We start from the raw sequence: 20,151 nt of genomic DNA on the forward strand, positions 1-20,151 counted from the left end.
CAGCTTTCAGCGGAGTGTTCATTACTCATCAGTGTACGAGCATTCTGTTGATTAAGTGTTCAAATTGTACTGGAGGGGAATTCCTTGGCCAAAAAGGCGGATCGCCGGCAAATCCGGACCAATCAGCTGTTGCGGCAAACTCTGTTTGAGCTCATGGACGAAAAAAACATAAGCGCGATTACCGTCACCGATATCGCCAATCGTGCAAATATCAACCGCGGTACCTTCTATCTGCATTATCGGGATGTGCCGGATATGCTGGATAAGATCAAAGAAGAGGTGCTTCAGAAGATTAAGAACATCGTGGTCCATATCGATCCCAGGGATTCCAGGGACTATGCGGACAAGGGAGAGCCTTATCCGGCGTCAGAACAAATATTCGAGGAGCTCATGCGTCATGCCGACTTCATCAAGGCCATTGTCGGACCTAATGGGGACATGTCCTTCGTTCGGCAATTCAGGGAGTTCATGAAAGAGCATATGTTTGCTAAGCATGCGTTCAGAATTCCCTCGGACGAGAATCAGATCATTCCGAGCGATTACCTGATTGCATATATGACCTCCGCCAATATTGGCTTGGTTATACACTGGATCGAATCCAGCATGAATAAATCCGCAAGGGAAATGGCGATCATGATGACGCAGCTGATCAACTACGGCCCGTTGATTACCTCAGGGATTATAAAAAAACAATAAGAACGCAAAAAAGAGAAGCGGGGATTCCCTTGCTTCTCTTCTATAGTTAAATGGCATATACACGCATGTCCGCGTCCGCTAATTGATCAATTGCTTCACTAATTCGCGATTGCGCTCCTTGAACATCTCGTTATGCGAAGAGACCATCGCGTACTTTTTGGCATCCGGCTCAATGAACTGCTTCGCGCTGTTCACCGCGTTCGCGGCATCCTGGAAGGCGCCCGCAATCAGGTGCAGCTTCCCTTCAAAATGCAGGATGTCGCCCGCGGCATACAATCCCGGTATGGAGGAGTTGCAGCTTGCGTTGCCCGCGATATAGTAATCATCCACCCGATGAATATCGAGTTTGCTGTTCTCCAAGAGCGACATATCCCGTTCATAGCCATGGTTAATGATCACTTCGTCCACGGCCAGATAGGAAACCTCCCCCGTCTCATTATTGGTCAATTCCACCCGCTCGATCACCTCATGATTATCCGAAGCAATAAGCTTCGTGATCGATGTATTGAGATGGCAAATCGCCTTGCTGTTCATCAGCTGCTCGACCTGGGCTTCATGGCCTGATAATTCGCCTTTTCGATAGGCCAGGTACACCTTCTTCGCCACAGGCTCCAACTCGTTCGCCCAATCCACGGCCGAGTTTCCTCCGCCGGACACAATGACGGTTTTATCTTTGAAATGCTGCAGGGACTTCACAGTATAGTTCAGGTTCGACACCTCAAACCGCTCAGCTCCTTCGATATCCAGCTTCTGCGGATTCAGGATGCCTCCTCCAACCGCCACGATGACTGTTTTCGACAAATGCACGCCGGAATTCGCCGTATGTAATTCGAACAGCCCTTCCTCATTGCGGGCGATCGATTCAACCTTCTCGTTTAACAGCACTTCGGGATTAAACGTCAGACCTTGCTGAACCATCTGCTCGATCAGCTTCGCGCCTGGAACGGGTGTCAGCCCGCCGACGTCCCATATCATTTTTTCCGGATAGACGTGAACCTTCCCGCCAAGCATGGGTTGATATTCTATAATCTTGGTCTTCATGCCGCGCAGTCCACTATAAAAAGCAGAATATAATCCTGCTGGTCCTCCACCAATAACCGTTACATCAAATATCGCTTTCCCACTCATGCATTTCACTCCCGGTCTATAGATTAAAAGGCTGTTTGTGATCACCTTGTAACGTAAATGATTATCATTATCAATTAGTATACGTTGCCTTTCACCGTTTTACAATCAATCATTTAGAAAAAATTCATATTGTCACAATTTCGCCTATATATAGTCATGTAACACCCAGCCAATCTATATATGGATATTATTCGGTTGAAACATGAATATTATTTAAAATTTCCATTAAGATATTTATTGACAATGACGCGGCCCCCCATTATATTTATGGTTGAAATTGAGAATCATTATCGTTTGATAGCTAACTACTCTGGAGGTGAAATGATGATTCGCCTAAGTACAGATCGAATAAGCGTCGGTTACGGCGAGAATCTGATATTGAATCGTCTTAACGTAGATATTCCCGATAAAAGAATCACAACCATTATTGGGCCTAACGGCTGCGGCAAATCCACTCTTTTGAAGGCTGTTACCCGCATTATTCCTTACCAGTCCGGAGCTGCCATTCTGGATGGAGAAGAAATCGCCAAGATGAACACCAAGCTGCTGGCGAAAAAGCTGGCCATTCTGCCCCAAACCCCCGAAGGACCGGGCGGTTTAACGGTTGGCGAGCTTGTCTCCTATGGCCGATATCCTCATCAACGCGGTTTTGGCCGCTTGACCAAGCAGGATATGGAAGTGATTGACTGGGCGCTGGAGGTTACCGGAACCCAGGATTACAAATATCGCTCGGTGGATGCTCTATCCGGTGGACAAAGACAGCGGGTGTGGATTGCGATGGCACTTGCTCAGGAGACCGAAATGATCTTCCTCGACGAACCGACCACGTATCTGGACATGGCGCATCAGCTTGAGATCCTGGAACTGCTGGAGAGGCTTAACATCGAGCAGGAGCGTACCATCGTTATGGTTCTGCACGATTTAAACCAAGCCGCCAGATTCGCAGATTACATTATCGCGATGAAGGATGGAGATATCATTCAGGCCGGAGATCCGGATGCCGTCATTTCACATGACGTATTAAAGAAAGTATTCCATATCGACGCCGAGATCGGCCGCGATCCACGCACGGCAAAACCGATCTGTATCACATACAATTTATTAAAAGGGGAAAAAGAGGATGTACTCAAAACGGAGCAAAACGACAACTACGAAGAAACTACTCATCCCGTTTATAGCGCTGCTGCTCATTCTTAGTGCTTGCAGCAGCAAGCCTGCGGAGACAAGCAGCAACAATGCAGGTGCGGCCGAAACACCTAAAACGGAACAAAGCGAAACTCCTTCCGGGACCATTACATATGAGTCCGAGAACGGACCCGTCGAAGTACCTGCCAATCCGCAGCGCGTGGTTGTGCTGTCCTCCTACGTAGGCGACCTGCTTGCACTCGGCGTCAACATGGTGGGCGTTGATTCCTGGTCCAAGGCCAATCCCGCATTTGCGGACAAGATCAAAGATGCCGAAGAAATTACGGATGAAAGCCTGGAGAAAATCATCGAGCTGGACCCCGACCTCATCATTGGCCTGTCCAATATCAAGAACGTGGATAAGTTGAAAGAGATTGCCCCAACCGTGACCTTCACCTACGGAAAAGTCGATTATTTGACGCAGCATCTTGAAATCGGCAAGCTTGTGAACAAAGAAAAAGAAGCCCAGGCCTGGATCGACGATTTCAAACAACGGGCGCAAAAAGCCGGCGAGGACATCCGTGCCAAAATTGGAGAAGACGCCACCGTATCCGTTATCGAGAGCTTTGATAAACAGCTTTATGTATACGGCGATAACTGGGGCCGCGGTACTGAAATCCTGTATCAGGAAATGAAGCTGAAAATGCCGGAAAAAGTGAAAGAAATGGCAATGAAGGACGGCTATTATGCCCTTTCTGCGGAAGTGCTGCCTGAGTATGCCGGCGACTATGTCATTCTGAGCAAATTTGCCGATGCCGATACGTCCTTCCAGCAAACCGAGACGTATAAGCAAATCCCGGCGGTGAAGAATGGCCGCGTATACGAAGCAGACGGAAACCGGATTTATTTTAATGATGCCACCACGCTGGAGTACCAGCTGGAGTTCATTACGGAACACTTTTTGGGCAACTAGCATATAGGCTGCCCTTGCTCAGACTTATTTAGATTGTATATCCAACTTTAAGATGAAAAGATGATTCCATGACAATGCCTACGAAACGGTCCATTCCTTTTTCCATCAAATTGATTGCGGGCATCATCGTATTTATGGGCATGTTTGTCGTTGCGATGGTGTTCGGCGCAGCTGAAACCAGCATCAAGGATGTGTGGTTTGCCCTCACCACCTCGATGGAGGGCGAGAAATTATCCCTCCTTCGCGAAATTCGGCTGCCCCGTGAGGTTGCCGCCATTCTGGTCGGGGCCGCTCTTGCGGTCTCCGGCGCCATCATGCAGGGCATTACCCGCAATCCGCTGGCGGATCCCGGCCTGCTCGGCCTTACCAGCGGGGCAAATGCGGCGCTTGCCTTCACGCTGGCTTTCCTGCCGGCTGCCAATTATTTTGGCATTATGGTGGCCTGCTTCATCGGAGCAGCGGTCGGTGCCGTGATGGTTTTCGGCATCGGAGCCATGCGAAAAGGCGGCTTCTCTCCCCTGCAGATGGTGCTGGCTGGCTCAGCCGTATCCGCATTCCTGTACGCCATCGCCGAAGGAATCGGCATTTATTTTAAAATATCCAAGGATGTGTCCATGTGGACAGCAGGCGGTGTGATCGGCACATCATGGGGGCAGCTGCAAACGATATTTCCGTTTATTCTCATTGGAATTATGATTGCCATCGTGTTATCAAGACAGCTGACCATTCTTAGCCTCAGTGAAGAAGTCGCCGTCGGTTTGGGACAGAACATTGCTGCTATCAAAGGCATCCTGTTTGTCGTGATTGTCCTCCTGGCTGGAACCTCTGTGGCATTGGTGGGAAATCTGGCCTTCCTCGGCCTGATGATTCCCCATATCGTCCGCGGGATCGTCGGAACCGACTACCGCCATGTCATTCCGATGTCCGCTCTGGTGGGCGCCATCTTCATGCTGTTTGCCGATACGGTGGGCCGAACGCTGCATGCTCCTTACGAAACACCCGTAGCCGCTCTGATCGCCGTCATGGGATTGCCCTTCTTCCTGTTTATCATACGCAAAGGAGGGCGGGGACTGTCATGATTCATCCATCGTTATTAAGAAAACAACGCATTACATTTCTGGTCTTGTTGATCCTTACAGTGGTTACTGTCATCGTTGGTCTGGGTCTCGGTTATTCGTCCGTTAGCTATGACCGGATTATTCCAACCCTGTTGGGCCAAGGCAGCTTCAAAGAGAAATTCATTATCTTCGATGTGCGTCTGCCGCGCATGCTCATTACTTTGATGGCCGGAATGGCGCTCGCCTTATCCGGTGCGATTCTGCAGAGCATTACCCGGAATGATCTCGCGGATCCCGGTATTATCGGCATTAACTCGGGGGCCGGGGTCGGCGTGGCCGTATTTTTCCTGTTCTTCCCGATTGAAGCCGGCTCCTTTATTTACATGCTGCCCTTGGCGGCATTTATCGGAGCTGTGCTAACGGCCGTGGGCATCTACCTGTTCTCTTTCCGAAAAGGCGAAGGACTGCAGCCCGTTAAATTGGTGCTTACCGGTGTCGGGTTCTCCATGGCACTCTCGGGTGTTATGATTGTGCTCACATCATCTGCCGAGCGGACCAAGGTCGATTTTATCGCCAAGTGGCTGGCGGGCGGGATATGGGGAACAGATTGGCCCTTCATTGTGGCGCTGCTGCCCTGGCTGATTATCCTGATTCCGTTCACCCTGTACAAAGCGCAGCGCATGAATCTGCTGGGATTAAGCGATCCCATGGGCATCGGCGTCGGCGTATCCATTGAGAAAGAGCGCATCGTGCTGCTTCTGGCCGCCGTAGCGCTTGCAGCATCCGCGGTGTCCGTTACGGGCGGGATTACATTCATCGGACTCATGGGCCCACACATTGCCAAAGCGCTGGTCGGCCCGCGGAATCAGATGTACATTCCGATTGCCGTATTGATCGGGGGCTGGCTGCTGCTGCTCGCGGACACGATCGGACGCAACATCGTGGATCCCGACGGCATCGCCGCAGGCATTATGGTCGCCATCATCGGCGCGCCGTATTTCGTATATTTGCTGCTGAAGAAAAAATAACCGTTATTTTCTTTTATCTGAACGCCTAAGCCCCTATTGCACTCTTTCCGGTGTAATAGGGGCTTTTTTGTATGCGGTGAATCGCTTTATTTCATACATAGGGTTCATAAATAAGGTAATATAAGGATAATCAGCTGGGTAAACAAAGGAGGCATTATGGCAAAATCAAAGGAAGCGATCGATTCAGCTGCAAAGCGGTGGAGGTCAACATTTCCTCTATGGATCATTATGGCGATCAGTTCACTATGCCAGTTCTTGATATTCGACCTCTTGATCGACCTCGGGCTGCCTCGACAGGATGCAGGCTGGATCAACATCGTCATCGTGGGAGCGTATCTCACAGGTTACTTTGTCGGCGAGCTGTATATCTATCTGGATCGAACGTATGTAGATGCAGAGCAATCCTACACCCCGGGTGACGACATGAAGTCCGGATCCTTCAAGAAACGAATCCTCCTTCAATCTCCCATATACCTCTTTGTGATCCTGACCATCCTATGTTTCAATTGGATTCACGGCTTATTTAGATCCCTTGCACTGCCATCGTGGTATGCCTATTACCTGCACATGTCCTTCCTCTGCTCGTACTGGTTTGGCTATGGTTGCCGTCTTTTCCGAGCTTATCTCCTCACAAAATAAAGAGGGCACCGCATGGATGCCCTCTTTATTGTGCAGGTCATAAAAAGCCTCGTTCCGCCTCGCTGATTGTCTTCACTTCTTGCCCCGGTTGGCCGCTTCCTCCAGACGGCGGAACCGTTTCAGATCGGACTTCCGAATCGGAATCGGCTCGCGGCGCAGCAGCTTCACCACGGCAATGACCAGCAGGAGCAGCAGCACCGTAAACGGCAAAGCCGCAATCATTGAGGCTGTCTGCAAAGCTTCCAGCCCGCCCGCAAACAGCAGGACACCAGCAATGGCTGCCATGAGCGTGCCCCACACGAATTTTGCAATGTGAGGAGGGTTCAGACTGCCGTAGGTGGTCATGCTGGATAAGATATAGGTCGCCGAATCCGCTGATGTCACCAGGAATGTCAGAATGAGTAGAATCGCCAGCACATTCATCACCATGGAGAAGGGCAGCTGGTTAAAGAGCTGAAACAGCGCGGATGTCACGTCCACATTAACGGCCGCCGCGATCCCCGTGTTCTCATGCAGATCAAACCAGATGGCGGTCCCGCCGAACACGGCGATCCACAGACAGGCAATGACCGGCGGCACGACCATTACGCCCACTATGAATTCGCGAACCGTTCTTCCTTTGGATACCCTCGCCACGAAGGCTCCTACATACGGTGACCAGGCAATCGCCCAAGCCCAGTAAAATATGGTCCATTCCCGTACCCATTGGCCCTCGGCATAGGGCTGAAGCCGTAGACTGTACGAGACAAAATTCGTAATGTAATCCCCAAGCGCCAATGTAAAGGTCTCCAGGATAAAAACGGTTGGGCCAGCAACAAACACAAACAATAGCATGATAAGCGCCACAGCGAGGTTCAGGTTGCTCAAGTACTTAATCCCTTTATCCAGCCCTGTTGTCGACGAGATCATATAGGCTACAAAAATAAGCCCCAACATCATTAACTGCAACCCGACGCCGTTGTTCACTCCCATGATGGTATTCAAACCGCCGCTCATCTGCAGTACGCCAAGCCCAATGGAAGTCGCAATGCCCATGACCGTTGCAATCACCGCCAGGATATCAATTGTATTCTTCACGCCACGCTTCGAGCCGGTGACAGGCTCAAGCGCTGTAGATACCAATCCATCCTTCTGCTTACGGAACTGAAGAAACGCGATCACAAGTCCGACAAGGGCAAATACGGACCACTGACTAATCCCCCAGTGAAAAAAAGAATAGCCCATAGCCACACGCGCTGCGTCCACACCTTGTGCTTCGACGCCGCCGAACGGTGTTTTGAAAAAATGGCTCATGGGTTCAGCCACACCCCAAAATACGAGCCCTACACCAAATCCCGCAGAGAACAGCATGCCCATCCAGGTGAAGAACGGATACTCGGGCTGCTCCTTATCACCGCCAAGACGAATCGTGCCGTACTTACTGGCTGCAACCCAGATCAGAAATATAATAATCGCAAAGATCGAGAGCAGATAGAACCAGCCGAACGTATTCGTCGTAAATCTGTACAAATACCCTGCCACTTCACCGAAAGCTCCGGGCATAACAGCCCCTAGAATAGCAAGAATGGCAATGATAACGGCCGAAACCGTAAATACGATGTTCTTGAATAAACTCCCTTTCATATGCTCCACCTCAGGCTATTAAGTCATCCATTCCTATACAGTATTTGTATTTAAACCAGAATTGATGTACTTAATCGGTAAATGTGTGCAGCAGGGGGTTATTCTTCTGATCGAGGCTGACTTGAAGTACTATTCGTCAGGAACCTGTTGCGTATCGATATACAGTTGTCCCAGAATGACCATTTGCTCAAGCACCGCTTTGAAATGGGTCCCGAACTCCGTTATGGAGTACTCCACCTTGGGAGGTACCTCTTGATACACCGTCCGTTTCACGATGCCACTCTCTTCCAGCTCCCGCAATTGTACGGTAAGCACATGCCTTGATACTTCAGGTATTCTCCGATGCAGCTCACCAAAACGCAGCGTTTCCTGAAACAGTTCATACAGTACTCGAGGCTTCCACTTTCCACTAATCATGTGCAAGCCCACTTCAGCCGGGCACCCATACCGCTCATCCTGATATGGCATATGTATCGCTGGACCCCCTTGATCATTGGTCATAAATAGATGACTATGTCATAAAATTCTGCGTACTACTCACAGCTTTTATTTTCAGATAGGCTATTGCTATCATCATACAGAAAGAGGAGATTCAATGAAACCATCCATTCCCGCAAGCCGAGTCTGGAAGCCGGAGGATATGAATGCTGCATTTGCTGATGCTTATAACTCAGGGGACATCGATCAAGTGCTGGCGTTATATGAACCGAACAGTATTCATGTCCACAGCAATGGAAGCTTGGAGATCGGAATTCATTCCTTCCGCCATACGCTGGAGGAACTGCTGCTGCTTCAAGGCAAGATGGTCTCCACCAATCTATACTGCATCCCCTTTGAAAATATCGCTATGATGCGTGCCCATTTTGCCTTGCATACCGTGGACCCGGATGGCCAACCTCTTGTGCTGCAAGGTTATACCTCCGAGATCGTGAGACAGCAACCTGATGGAAGCTGGCTGTACATCGTGGACCATCCGTTTGGTTCGGATGTTATGAAATGAAGGGGAGCCGTGTTTTTCGGGGTACAAAAAAAGCAAACCGGATGGTCAAAACCCTCCGGATCGCTTCTAAGATGAAATGCATTATTCCTTCACGAACTCCTTCGCGCTGCGCACTGTATCGATTGGACGAACCATATTCTCGATCTGCTCGCGCTTTGGCTCCAGGAACGGAGGCAGGGACAGCTTCTCGCCCAGTGTTTCATATGGCTCATCACCCATGAAGCCTGGACCGTCGGTTGCGAACTCAAACAGAATTTGCGGTGCAACTCGTGCATATAGGGACTGGAAGAAATAGCGGTCTACAAAGCCCGACGTATGGAACTGGAAGTCGTCCAGACGCTTGATCCAATGCTCCAGCACCGAGCGGTCCTCTACGCGGAAAGCTGCGTGGTGTACGGTGCCGAAGCCCTGCTGAGCCCGTGGGAGCACGTCGTTGTATTCGACAACCACCTGTGCGCCATTGCCGCCTTCACCAACCTCAAACAGATGAAGCGAGCCTTCCTTGCCGATTTCCGTGAATTGGAGCACTTTCTCCATCATTTCCTTGAAATGATCGAAGTTGGACACCCGTACAAACACCGGGCCGAGTCCTGTAATCGCATGCTCCAACGGAATCGGTCCCTTCTGCCAAGGAGTTCCTGAAGCTACACCCTCATTGTTCTCATCGGAGATGAGCTGATACTGCTGATCGTCAAAATCAACAAAGGCGAGTGTTTTTTTGCCGAATAACTCTTGAATCCCTTGATGCTTTACATCCATTCGGTCAAATCGCTTGACCCAATATTCGAGCGCAGCATCGTTAGGAACACGGAACGAGGTTTTGTAAATCTCGTCTGTACCGTGTCTGCCCTGCGGGATACCCGGAAAATCGAAGAAGGTCATATCGGTGCCGGCACTGCCCTTGTCATCCGCAAAGAACAGATGGTATGTCTGAATATCGTCCTGATTTACCGTCTTCTTCACGAGCCGCATGCCAAGCACATAGGTGAAAAACTCGTAGTTCTTCTCGGCACTGCTCGTAATGGCTGTTACATGGTGAATTCCTTTTAATCCGTTCATGGTTAAATTCCTCCGTCTCTTATATTTAGAAAGTGTTTGCCCGACCTTCAAAAATTATTATTTCGATTTAAAACATCTTTAATTTAAGATAATAATATCATGACAATCCTGTTCCGTCAACCATCTCCACGCATTATCCTAATTTAGCCGTCAATGATATAAAAAAACGGTCGGATATAAGACATCCGACCGTTCTTCTATTTCTTGATAAGAAACTCTTCTTGATCATTAGGTGCCTGTATTGGATAACCCAATGACAGGCAACAGCTCGATGCGTTGATGCGTCTCCTCATGATACAGCCACCCATCCTGGACATGGTCCACATACAATATGCCGTTCAGATGATCAATCTCATGCTGCATGCATCTGGCTAGATAATCTTCGCCTTCCAAAATCACCGTCTCTCCTTGGCGATTCAATGTCTTTACCTTAACTTTATTAGCTCTCTTCACATATCCATAGTAACCCGGATATGAGAGACAAGCTTCAGGGCCCATCTGTTCCCCGTCCATCTCTACGATTTCCGGATTAATCAGTTCTATTAATCCTTCTCCGCAGTCCATAACAATGAGCCTTCGCAATATACCGATTTGTGGTGCGGCAAGACCAGCGCGCCCTTCACTGTCATACAACGTTTCGGCCATATCATCTAGAATCTTCAATACCCTGTCATTTACGGAATCAACTGGCCGGGCGATCTTTCGCAAGATTGGATCACCGAATGGCACAATAGCTTTTACCGTCATTCACTTAAGCCCCCTTAGTTCTAGAAGGAGGTGTATGCACCCATAAGTCACCAGGAGTACACTCTAAAGTTGTGCAAAGGGCATCTAACGTCTCTGCCTTCATCTGCCTGGGCTGGTTCGTTAGCAATGCACTAATGGAAGCAGCTGATAGGCTGTAATCCGCCTTCTCTTTCATCAGCCGCGCCAAAGCCGCCCCCGACCATATCCCTCTCTCTGCCATCACGTTACGTAGCATCCATTCGAGCACAGGGTCCCCCTCCCGTTCGCATAGAAATATTAGCTCACACCTTATTTTATTAGGTACTGCCTAATATCACAAGCCTATTTTTCAGGGAATATAATAAAAAGGGGCTCCCCCAAGAGCTTGATGATTTCGGAAACCTTTAATCGGACACGAATAGACTTTCATAGATTAAGCTGGTTTCGACTTGTTCCGCCCAAGCGGTTTACGACTAGCTCTCTTGGATCTCCCTGCAAGGCTGGTCCCAATCACACCAGTAAGGACAAGCGCTGCTCCAACGACGTGATAATAAGCCAGCTGTTCGTTCAAGAAGGCGACACCTCCGAAAATAGTGACCACCGTTGCCAGATTATTAAATATGCCCATCCGGGATGCCTCTATCTGGGACAAGGCATAGTTGGACAGAAGCGATGTTCCAAGGGAGGATAAAACGCCAAGATACAGAACAGCCCACACGAAGGACGGATGCATAAACGGGTCAAAATAATGGGCGAGTGTCCCCTGCGCAGCATGCTGAACGACCGACATCAGATTAAACAGCACGAATCCGATCATCGACATGATGAACGTAATATCCAGTACCGGCTGCTTCTGCGTCAGTTTACGGGCCATCACGCTGTAAATTGCGTTGGAGAGCGCCGAGAGCAGAATCAGCACAATCCCGAGCGTACTCGAGGTCTCAAAGGAAACGCCCTTCAGCACGAATATAGAGATGATCCCTGTCACCGACAACACGGTAAACAGCTTCTGTGCCCAACTGGAGCGTTCCTTCAATAGCAGCGATGCCAAGACCATCGTAAAGATCGGTACCGTAGCATGGATGATCCCGGCCTCGGCCGAAGAGGTGTAGACCAAACCGAAGGTTTGCAGCGTAAAGAACAGGAACGGATAGAATATCGCCAGCGGCACGATGGCCAGCAGCCGTTTCAGATCCAGCGGGACCTTTCTACGGGCTATGAGAAGCGCGAGCGAGGCGGCAATGAACGAAATGGTGAATCGGTGTGCCAGCGTATCCAGTGGGTTAGAGACCATCAGCGCCAACTTCACAAACAAAAACGAAAAACCAATGAGGGCTGTATATCCCAACGCGGCGGCGTAGGCACGGCTTGTATGCGGTGTATTCATGATAGGTGTTCTCCTTCATCTTCTCTTTTGCATCACAACCGGGAGGCTGGTGCATTTGCTACTTATCTTACGGCAGGATGAACTTCGTTACGATTTGAAATAACCGCAACTGTACCGGTACAGTTCAGGCGATGAAGGAAGTAATGACAAAAAGGCTGTTTCCCCATCATCCCAAGATGATAGGAAACAGCCCTCGTTATACTTTAATTTGTACTTGTATACGTTTCATAACAGGCATACCGGCAGGCCTGCCCGATATCCATAACAATAATCATTAATGACGTTCAATCGAAATCCAGCCGTCGTCTTCCAGATGAAGCGTTGCGCCGAGCGCTTCTGCCATAAACCGGAGCGGAACGTAGGTGGATCCCTTGCTATGAACGAATGGAGGTTCCGGCAGGGTCACGCTCTTACCGCCAACGCTGGCTGTTTTGGAGCCTACGGTCAGAACGATCTCTTCCCCTGTCAGATCATTGATAACTGTAATTTATTTCGCACCTTTGGCCCACTTCACTTCGGCATCCAACTGGTCTGTCAAGTAACGAAGCGGAACGAAGCTCTGATTATTCTTCTTGATTACACCATATCCAAAATCCTCGTTCGAGGGATTAAGAAATATCATTTTGTGCGTGATCTTCAGATCATCCTTCAAGACGTTATAGATGAGGGAATCCTTCTCAAAGTTCCTCAGCACTTGGCCTGGCGTCACCGTTTCGCTCAGGACGTCCAGCACGCCTTTGGACGTGTCGACCTGATTGGCTTTTACCGCGCCGCCGATGTTCCATACTTCACTCTCGGAATATACTTTGAAGGACTTCAGTGGCATTTCCTCGGAAGCTGGAAGAGCGACGGTCAGCTCCAGGGCACTCTTGCGTGTGTTCAGCTGCTCATCGAAGAAATAGTCCAGCTTAAGGATCGTATCCTTGCCCAAGACGGTTTCGGCCCCAGGAATCTCGTCCAATAACTGTTCCTTCTGTTCATCGTAATTCTTCATCATTTCGCTCAATCCACCATGAACAACATCATAGAGCGAAGTGACAACCTCTTCCTTGGACTCTTCCGGCAGGAGCTCCACGTCTTCGCCGTAGGCTTCGCCGATACTGGTCATCATCGGATAAATGGCATCATACGCATCGCCGATCAACTGCTTCAAGCCGGCTTCGTCCTTAAGCAAACTCTCCGCGAACGGCTTGAACAGATTAAGTATTTCCTCACCCGTCAGCTCCATATGAAGATGCGTCAGGTTCAAGCTTTCCCCGTTCACCTTCTCCTGAGCGGACTTCACCGCGATTGTCGATGGGTTCGGGAAATGCTTCAGTACAAGCCCTGCCGCCTTCTTCACAACATCTTGAATCGCCTGCTCATACTGACTGGTGTCCGGCATTCCGGGAACGGTCGTATCCATCGATAGATAGAACGGCTGCTTGGCGCCTTCCAACTGAATCGCCATTCCTTTGGAATCCATGGACAGATGAAGCGGAATCTTCTTGTCCGAATATTGGATGCTGCCCTGAATGGACACCGTTTTGCTATCCTGCACGATGGCATGATCCATATTCAGGGATAACGAATTAATGAGATCAATCGCTTCTTTATCTTCGGACGATAGAGCCTTATCTGATGGCACTACTTCGAATCGAATGCTTGCTTTGGATTCGCTGGATTTCACATCGAGACTGGTAAGCAGCGCCTTGTTAATATCCAGTCCCCCGACGGCCTGACATCCTGTCATAACAACCAGCACAGCTGCAACGAGTACAGTCAACCATTTAAACTTCTTATACATAACGATATTTGTCCCCTCCCAAGTCATAGGCTCATATCTATTATGGAGAAGGGAGGAAATGTTTGTAAATAGGTATTTAAGCCTCGTCATATATGCACAAACGGAAGCCTGCTCATAGATAGCACATATCGACATTTTGCTATACACTGAGAATAAAATGACGAATGCGTAAAGCGCATGTTCAACAGTCAACCTTTCAGCCGGGAAGGTTTGCAAAGGGGCTTTGAACAACCTGAACAACCTTATAAAGCGTGGTGAATCTCTTGTTTAAAATTATGTTAATCGAAGACGACGTGACCCTATTCCATGAAGTGCAGGAGCGCTTGTCGCAATGGTCGTATAACGTTTATGGCGTACGTGATTTCAGCGCCGTACTTCAGGAATTTACAGCGGTTCAGCCCGATCTGGTCATTATCGATATCCAGCTGCCGAAGTTTGACGGGTTCCATTGGTGCCGAATGATTCGCTCCCACTCGAATGTGCCGATTATCTTCCTGTCTTCCCGCGATCATCCGACCGATATGGTGATGTCCATGCAGCTTGGAGCCGACGATTTCATTCAGAAGCCGTTCCACTTTGATGTCCTGATTGCCAAAATCCAGGCCACTCTGCGCCGGGTATACAATTACAATACCGAACGGACCGAGCTGAGAACATGGCGCGGCGCCACCGTTGAATTCGGTAAAAATACCATTAGCAGCCCCCAGGGCACCGCTGAACTGACCAAGAATGAAATGTACATTCTGAAAATCCTCATGGAGCGAAAGAATCAAATCGTCAGCCGGGAAGATCTGATCAAGAGCTTATGGGACAACGAGCATTTTGTCAGCGATAATACCTTAACGGTCAACGTCAATCGGCTGCGCAAAAAGCTGGAGCCCCTGGGTCTTGACCCTTACATCGAAACCAAGGTGGGACAAGGTTATATCGCCACGGAAGAGGCCCATGCATGATCATCGCCTACATTCGGGAACGACTAAGCTGGATTCTGTTCTTCCTGTTTCTGCAGCTGCTGTTTCTGTTCATAGCCGCCGTGGACTCCCAGATTCCGTTCCTGCCCATCCTCTATATCGTGTTTCTGTCAACGATGTTCTTCCTGGTGTTTCTGTTTGTGAGATACAACCGGGAAACCAAGTTCTATAAAAGTCTCCAGGCGTGGGATGACACTTACGACTTAGCGGCCATCAGCGAGCCGGAGCACCCCTTTGAGGCGATTGCCATGGACATCCTCTCCCTTCAAACCGAGCGCTTCAAGAAGGAATCCTCCATGCGTCTAATGGAGATACAAGGAGAGAAGGATGAGCTGTTATCCTGGATTCACGAAGTGAAAACGCCGCTCACCACGATGCAATTGATGATCGAGCGCATGGAAGACGAGACGTTAAAAGCGCAGCTCCAGTATGAATGGCTCCGCATTCACCTGCTGCTCGACCAACAGCTGCACCTGAAGCGTATCCCCTTTATCCGGAATGATCTGCTGATCGAGGTATCCGCTCTTGAGCCGATCATCTTCCAGGAGATACGTGCACTCAAGTCCTGGTGCTTGCAGAAGGGCATCGGATTTGACGTTTCCCTTGAGGTAACGGAAGTGCTTAGCGATGCGAAATGGCTGGGCTTTATCGTCCGTCAGCTGCTAACCAATGCGGTCAAATACAGCGACGCTTCGGATATTATCATCGAGAGCGATCTCACGGATGATCATGTCAGACTTACCATCCAGGATTTCGGGCGCGGCATTGATCCGAAGGACATGCCCCGTATTTTCGACAAAGGCTTCACCTCTACCACCTCACATCAGGACATTGCTGCAACCGGCATGGGGCTCTATCTGACGCAAAAAGTAGCCGATGCCCTGCTGATTCGCATTCAGGTGGAATCGAGGCCGGGCATAGGTACATCCTTCACCTTAATCTTTCCGAGACGGAATGATTTTGTGAGCATGACCGGCATGTGACAACAATGTCACATGCTTTTGCACTTTGTTCGGCGAATCGAAGGAAATGGCGCTGTGACTCCTTTATGATAAGGACAGATAACAAAGGAGTGAGTGAAATTGGCAATTCTTGAAGCAAACCAAATTCATAAAAGCTACGGGAACAAATTCAATAAACAGGAAGTGCTGAAGGGCATCGACATCCGCGTGGATAAAGGCGAGTTCGTCAGCATCATGGGCGCATCGGGCTCAGGAAAAACCACGCTGCTGAACGTGCTCTCCTCGATCGATAAAGTGAGCCTCGGCAGCATCAAAATCGAGGGCAAAGAATTTACGGGCCTGAAGGAGAAGGAACTGGCGGAGTTCCGGAAGCACCATCTGGGATTTATTTTTCAGGAGTACAACCTGCTGGATACATTGACCGTCAAGGAAAACGTGCTGCTGCCGCTCTCCATTAAGAAGGTATCCAAAAAGGAAGCCGATCAGAAGTTCCAAAGAATCGCGACCGAGCTTGGCATCTACGAACTCAAGGATAAATATCCGAACCAAATCTCCGGGGGACAGAAGCAGCGGACCTCCGCGGCCCGCGCGTTCATCCACGATCCCAGCATTATTTTTGCCGATGAGCCGACAGGGGCGCTGGACTCGAAGTCCGCTTCCGATCTGTTGAACAAGCTAAGCGAATTAAATCAGAAGATCGACTCCACGATTATCATGGTTACCCATGATCCCGTGGCCGCCAGCTATTGCACCCGGGTCGTCTTCATTAAGGACGGACAGATCTACACCCAGCTGAACAAAGGCGAGCAATCCCGACAGGCCTTCTTCAATGACATCATCAAGACTCAGGGCGTGCTAGGCGGTGTTCAGAATGAACATTAATTATCTGATCTACCGGAATTTGAAAAAGAATATCAAGAACTATTATCTGTATGTATTTGCGCTGATCTTCAGCGTCGGTCTGTACTTCGCTTTTGTCACGCTGCAGTATGACCCTGCGATGGACGAAGCGAAAGGCTCCATCAAGGGAGCGGCAGCGCTTGGAGCCGCCTCCGTGCTGTTAGTGGCCATCGTGGCGATATTCCTGCTGTATGCCAATACGATTTTCATTAAACGTCGCAGTAAAGAGATTGGACTGTTTCAGCTCATCGGACTGACCAAAGGCAAGATATTCCGAATCCTTAGTGCAGAGAACCTGATTCTGTATTTCGGCTCCATGGTCATCGGCGTCTTTGCAGGATTCGCAGGTTCACGCTTAATCTTAATGATTCTGTTCAAGGTCACCGGCGTTGATACCGAGGCGGCTCTATCCTTCTCAACCGAGGCGCTGATCCAAACCGTGATTGTGTTTGCCGTCATCTACGTTCTGATTATGATCATGAATTACACATTCATCAAAAGGCAGAGCATTCTGTCCCTCTTCCGCGCCGTATCCACGACCGAGAATCAGATTAAGAAAATGTCCTTCGCCGAAATGTTGTTCGGACTGCTCGGCATCGGACTCATACTTCTCGGTTATTATGTGTCGACCAAGCTGTTCAGCGGAGATTTCACCACCATGAACGAGCTGTTCATGGCTATGATCCTGATCTTGGGATCGGTTATCATTGGGACTTATCTATTTTATAAAGGTTCGGTCAGCTTTCTATTCAACGCGATCCGAAAGAGCAAGGGCGGTTACTTGTCTCTGAATGAAGTGCTGTCCCTCTCCTCCATCATGTTCCGCATGAAATCGAATGCGCTGCTGCTGACCATCATTACGACCGTATCCGCACTCGCGATCGGACTCTTGTCACTCAGCTATATCTCATACTATTCTGCGGAGAAATCGGCCGAGCAGAGCGTGCCCAACCATTTTGCGGTTGCGGACGAGAAGGATCTTGCGGCTTTCATTCAGGCGCTTACGGATGAAGACATCGAATTTAAGCAGACCAAACGCGACGTGATTCAGGTGGATTCTGATATATCCCAGGTTATTGGGGCCAATCTGGAGGTTGCGCAAGGAAATCCGAACTCCATGATTCTCCCTGTAATCAGCGATGAGAGCATCGAGGGGATGGATGTTTCTCCCGAGGAGACGCTGTTCACGGGTTCCAACGATGCCATCCAGCAGTTTATGGCCATTCAGGCTACAGGAGAAATCGTATTCCAAAGCCCTAATCACAGCATTAAGCAGAAGATGATCGGCCTGAACAAGGAAGCCTACGTATCCTATTATTTTGCAAGCGGTGGGCTGCCGACAGCGATCGTGGACCAGACTGTATTCGATCAGCTGGCTCAGGATCTGGATCCGAAGATCCAGAAGAAATCCAATGTCTATCACGGCATCGATATTGTGGATCCGATCGCCATTGATCAAGCGAATCAAATTTTTAAAGACCTCGGCTTTAGCGAGGAATCAGGGAACCTCTCACAGACCGAGCTGATCTTCAACCAGAAGAGCAATATGGGGCTGATGATGTTTATCGTGGGATTCCTCGGGCTTACCTTCCTGATTACTTCAGGATGCATCCTGTACTTTAAGCAGATGGATGAAGGTGAAGAGGAGAAGCCAAATTATACCATTCTCCGGAAACTGGGCTTTACTCAAGGAAACCTGCTGAAGGGGATTCAGATCAAGCAGCTGTTCAACTTCGGCATTCCGCTGGTCGTCGGGTTGTCCCACAGTTACTTCGCCGTTAAGTCCGGCTGGTTCTTTTTCGGAACCGAGCTCTGGCTGCCCATGGTAATGGTTATGCTGCTGTATACGGCACTGTATTCCATATTCGGGTTGTTATCGGTCATGTTCTATAAATGGGTAATAAAAGAAGCGTTATAAACGAAGTGCATGGATGGACCCAGGGGTTTTCCGGTTCCGCCCATGCTTTTTTTTCATTAGCAGGGAGATGTCTAGGGATCCGGGAGAATCTAACTTCGAAGATTCCAATCGTGGAAGCCTTAAACCGTGAACAACGTGGATTACCATTCCAACGCTCTGCAGCTCTTCTGCAGCTTGCGAATATACACAATCTGGCCGATATGATAGGCATTGTGTGTGGCGGCATTGCTCATAATCTCCCACCACTTGGCAGGCTCCGGAAATCCGTTCACTTCCTGCTCAAGCTTGGTCTCTGACAGCAGCTCCTGCCACTGTAATAAGACCGCGATCAATCGGTCTCTCAACTCTGCAAAGGTTGCGTTATCCGGAATGATAAAGCTTTGATGATTGTCTCCAACAGAGGGCACGGCATCTATCCGCGATTCGCGGTACCGGGACTGCCATGTTTCATTCCAATACAGCAGATGCTGTATGGTCTCAACAATGCTATGACTATCATTGGCAGGTGTCCAGAACGCTTCATCTTCGGTCAGATGTTCCACGGATTGCTGGAACGGGATGTGCCAGCTGGGATCATTCGCATTCGCTAACAGTTGATTCATTAGAACATCACTTGCATGCGCCATAGGTCATTCACTCCTTCATAGCCTGCTAATAAGCAGCATCACAAATCATGACTAATTTTACTATAGGATGAAGTCCTGTGATTCGCAGAAAATGATTAAAATCATTCTTTCTCGATTAGTCTGTCAGCAGAGGCCCCTACCTCACATGGAACAAGTCCAAATAATACTGCGCCGTTGGCGTATCATTCTTGAAACGCAGCTCGATCTTCTCCCCGCTTCCCTTGCACAGGCCCACCGTAATTTCAAAATAGCTTGCCCCGTGCATCGCATCAACAGGACTTGCATGATAGTCATCCTCCGCCATCGTTGTCCGCTCGTTGATCGATAGAATCCGTTCGCAGCCAAAAGAAGGATAGGTCTCGTGATATATATCCTGAAGTGACGATCGAATAACCGGGTATAACTGCTGCAGCATGGCCTTCTCGAGCTGCTGCTCTCTAATCTTGTCTTCTGGCTCAGCATACGCTTGGCTTCCCGAAGCTGAGATGAGGAGTCCGCATAGAAGGAGCAGACAGAAGGTTAATCTTGGCTTCACGCGCATTCACC

Annotated in this window: 22 protein-coding genes; 11 read left to right on the forward strand and 11 right to left on the reverse strand. The window is 49.3% G+C overall.

What is annotated here, in order from left to right; translation table 11 throughout:
- The first annotated feature begins 84 nt into the window (after positions 1-84).
- Positions 85-696 carry a TetR/AcrR family transcriptional regulator gene (locus ACQKPA_RS14740; RefSeq protein ID WP_427493368.1) on the forward strand — a complete coding sequence of 204 codons (612 nt, stop codon included), beginning with the start codon at positions 85-87 and terminating at the stop codon, positions 694-696.
- 78 nt (positions 697-774) lie between these two features.
- Here ACQKPA_RS14740 and ACQKPA_RS14745 read toward each other — a convergent pair whose 3' ends face one another.
- Entirely contained in the window at positions 775-1,824 is a 1,050-nt protein-coding gene (locus ACQKPA_RS14745) for an NAD(P)/FAD-dependent oxidoreductase (protein WP_427493370.1), read from the reverse strand.
- Positions 1,825-2,148: 324 nt separating this feature from the next.
- Here ACQKPA_RS14745 and ACQKPA_RS14750 point away from each other — a divergent pair, with 324 nt between their 5' ends.
- From ACQKPA_RS14750 to ACQKPA_RS14770, 5 genes are all read left to right on the forward strand, one after another.
- Positions 2,149-3,021: an ABC transporter ATP-binding protein gene (locus tag ACQKPA_RS14750; protein WP_427493572.1), complete on the forward strand. Its 873-nt coding sequence runs from the start codon at positions 2,149-2,151 to the stop codon at positions 3,019-3,021.
- On the forward strand, positions 2,945-3,922 hold the full coding sequence (locus ACQKPA_RS14755; RefSeq protein ID WP_427493372.1) for an iron-hydroxamate ABC transporter substrate-binding protein: 978 nt from the start codon (positions 2,945-2,947) through the stop codon (positions 3,920-3,922). The genes ACQKPA_RS14750 and ACQKPA_RS14755 overlap by 77 nt, the downstream gene beginning before the upstream one ends.
- A gap of 68 nt (positions 3,923-3,990) precedes the next feature.
- Complete coding sequence (locus ACQKPA_RS14760) at positions 3,991-5,001, forward strand: FecCD family ABC transporter permease (protein ID WP_427493374.1); 1,011 nt, start codon at positions 3,991-3,993, stop codon at positions 4,999-5,001.
- A complete protein-coding gene (locus ACQKPA_RS14765) occupies positions 4,998-6,008 on the forward strand; it encodes a FecCD family ABC transporter permease (RefSeq protein ID WP_427493376.1) in 1,011 nt (336 codons plus the stop codon). Before ACQKPA_RS14760 ends, ACQKPA_RS14765 begins: the two co-directional genes overlap by 4 nt.
- Positions 6,009-6,164: 156 nt before the next feature.
- Positions 6,165-6,647, forward strand: a complete 483-nt coding sequence (locus tag ACQKPA_RS14770) for a hypothetical protein (RefSeq protein ID WP_427493377.1) — start codon at positions 6,165-6,167, stop codon at positions 6,645-6,647.
- A gap of 72 nt (positions 6,648-6,719) precedes the next feature.
- On the opposite strand, the gene ACQKPA_RS14775 is transcribed toward ACQKPA_RS14770, so the two are convergent.
- Together ACQKPA_RS14775 and ACQKPA_RS14780 are read right to left on the reverse strand one after the other, a co-directional pair.
- Entirely contained in the window at positions 6,720-8,270 is a 1,551-nt protein-coding gene (locus ACQKPA_RS14775; RefSeq protein ID WP_427493379.1) for a BCCT family transporter, read from the reverse strand.
- 129 nt (positions 8,271-8,399) lie between these two features.
- Positions 8,400-8,738, reverse strand: a complete 339-nt coding sequence (locus ACQKPA_RS14780) for a winged helix-turn-helix transcriptional regulator (RefSeq protein ID WP_427493381.1) — start codon at positions 8,736-8,738, stop codon at positions 8,400-8,402.
- 127 nt (positions 8,739-8,865) lie between these two features.
- Here ACQKPA_RS14780 and ACQKPA_RS14785 point away from each other — a divergent pair, with 127 nt between their 5' ends.
- On the forward strand, positions 8,866-9,270 hold the full coding sequence (locus ACQKPA_RS14785; protein WP_427493383.1) for a YybH family protein: 405 nt from the start codon (positions 8,866-8,868) through the stop codon (positions 9,268-9,270).
- Positions 9,271-9,351: 81 nt separating this feature from the next.
- Here the strand turns inward: ACQKPA_RS14785 and ACQKPA_RS14790 are convergent, their stop codons facing one another.
- The 6 genes from ACQKPA_RS14790 to ACQKPA_RS14815 form a co-directional block, all read right to left on the reverse strand.
- On the reverse strand, positions 9,352-10,329 hold the full coding sequence (locus ACQKPA_RS14790; RefSeq protein WP_427493385.1) for a ring-cleaving dioxygenase: 978 nt from the start codon (positions 10,327-10,329) through the stop codon (positions 9,352-9,354).
- Positions 10,330-10,557: 228 nt separating this feature from the next.
- On the reverse strand, positions 10,558-11,076 hold the full coding sequence (gene def, locus ACQKPA_RS14795; RefSeq protein ID WP_427493387.1) for a peptide deformylase: 519 nt from the start codon (positions 11,074-11,076) through the stop codon (positions 10,558-10,560).
- Positions 11,077-11,080: 4 nt separating this feature from the next.
- A complete protein-coding gene (locus tag ACQKPA_RS14800) occupies positions 11,081-11,323 on the reverse strand; it encodes a helix-turn-helix domain-containing protein (RefSeq protein WP_427493389.1) in 243 nt (80 codons plus the stop codon).
- A gap of 165 nt (positions 11,324-11,488) precedes the next feature.
- The gene (locus tag ACQKPA_RS14805) at positions 11,489-12,442 is read right to left on the reverse strand and encodes a DMT family transporter (RefSeq protein WP_427493390.1); all 954 of its coding nucleotides are present in this window, start codon (positions 12,440-12,442) and stop codon (positions 11,489-11,491) included.
- Between the two features lie 274 nt (positions 12,443-12,716).
- Positions 12,717-12,929, reverse strand: a complete 213-nt coding sequence (locus ACQKPA_RS14810) for a copper amine oxidase N-terminal domain-containing protein (RefSeq protein ID WP_427493573.1) — start codon at positions 12,927-12,929, stop codon at positions 12,717-12,719.
- Positions 12,930-14,228, reverse strand: coding sequence for a copper amine oxidase N-terminal domain-containing protein (locus ACQKPA_RS14815; protein ID WP_427493391.1), 1,299 nt, complete (start codon positions 14,226-14,228; stop codon positions 12,930-12,932).
- Between the two features lie 263 nt (positions 14,229-14,491).
- Between ACQKPA_RS14815 and ACQKPA_RS14820 the strand changes: the two genes are divergently transcribed.
- From ACQKPA_RS14820 to ACQKPA_RS14835, 4 genes are all read left to right on the forward strand, one after another.
- Entirely contained in the window at positions 14,492-15,181 is a 690-nt protein-coding gene (locus tag ACQKPA_RS14820; RefSeq protein ID WP_427493392.1) for a response regulator, read from the forward strand.
- Positions 15,178-16,182: a sensor histidine kinase gene (locus tag ACQKPA_RS14825; protein ID WP_427493393.1), complete on the forward strand. Its 1,005-nt coding sequence runs from the start codon at positions 15,178-15,180 to the stop codon at positions 16,180-16,182. The genes ACQKPA_RS14820 and ACQKPA_RS14825 overlap by 4 nt, the downstream gene beginning before the upstream one ends.
- Before the next feature lie 99 nt (positions 16,183-16,281).
- Positions 16,282-17,043, forward strand: coding sequence for an ABC transporter ATP-binding protein (locus ACQKPA_RS14830; RefSeq protein ID WP_009591195.1), 762 nt, complete (start codon positions 16,282-16,284; stop codon positions 17,041-17,043).
- Positions 17,033-18,979, forward strand: coding sequence for an FtsX-like permease family protein (locus ACQKPA_RS14835; RefSeq protein WP_427493394.1), 1,947 nt, complete (start codon positions 17,033-17,035; stop codon positions 18,977-18,979). The genes ACQKPA_RS14830 and ACQKPA_RS14835 overlap by 11 nt, the downstream gene beginning before the upstream one ends.
- A gap of 140 nt (positions 18,980-19,119) precedes the next feature.
- On the opposite strand, the gene ACQKPA_RS14840 is transcribed toward ACQKPA_RS14835, so the two are convergent.
- Complete coding sequence (locus tag ACQKPA_RS14840; RefSeq protein ID WP_427493395.1) at positions 19,120-19,605, reverse strand: DinB family protein; 486 nt, start codon at positions 19,603-19,605, stop codon at positions 19,120-19,122.
- Positions 19,606-19,741: 136 nt separating this feature from the next.
- On the reverse strand, positions 19,742-20,140 hold the full coding sequence (locus ACQKPA_RS14845; protein WP_427493396.1) for a hypothetical protein: 399 nt from the start codon (positions 20,138-20,140) through the stop codon (positions 19,742-19,744).
- Positions 20,141-20,151 lie beyond the last annotated feature (11 nt).

Origin of the sequence: Paenibacillus sp. NPDC093718 (assembly GCF_050279985.1) — a bacterium.
Taxonomy (GTDB): domain Bacteria; phylum Bacillota; class Bacilli; order Paenibacillales; family Paenibacillaceae; genus Paenibacillus_AQ.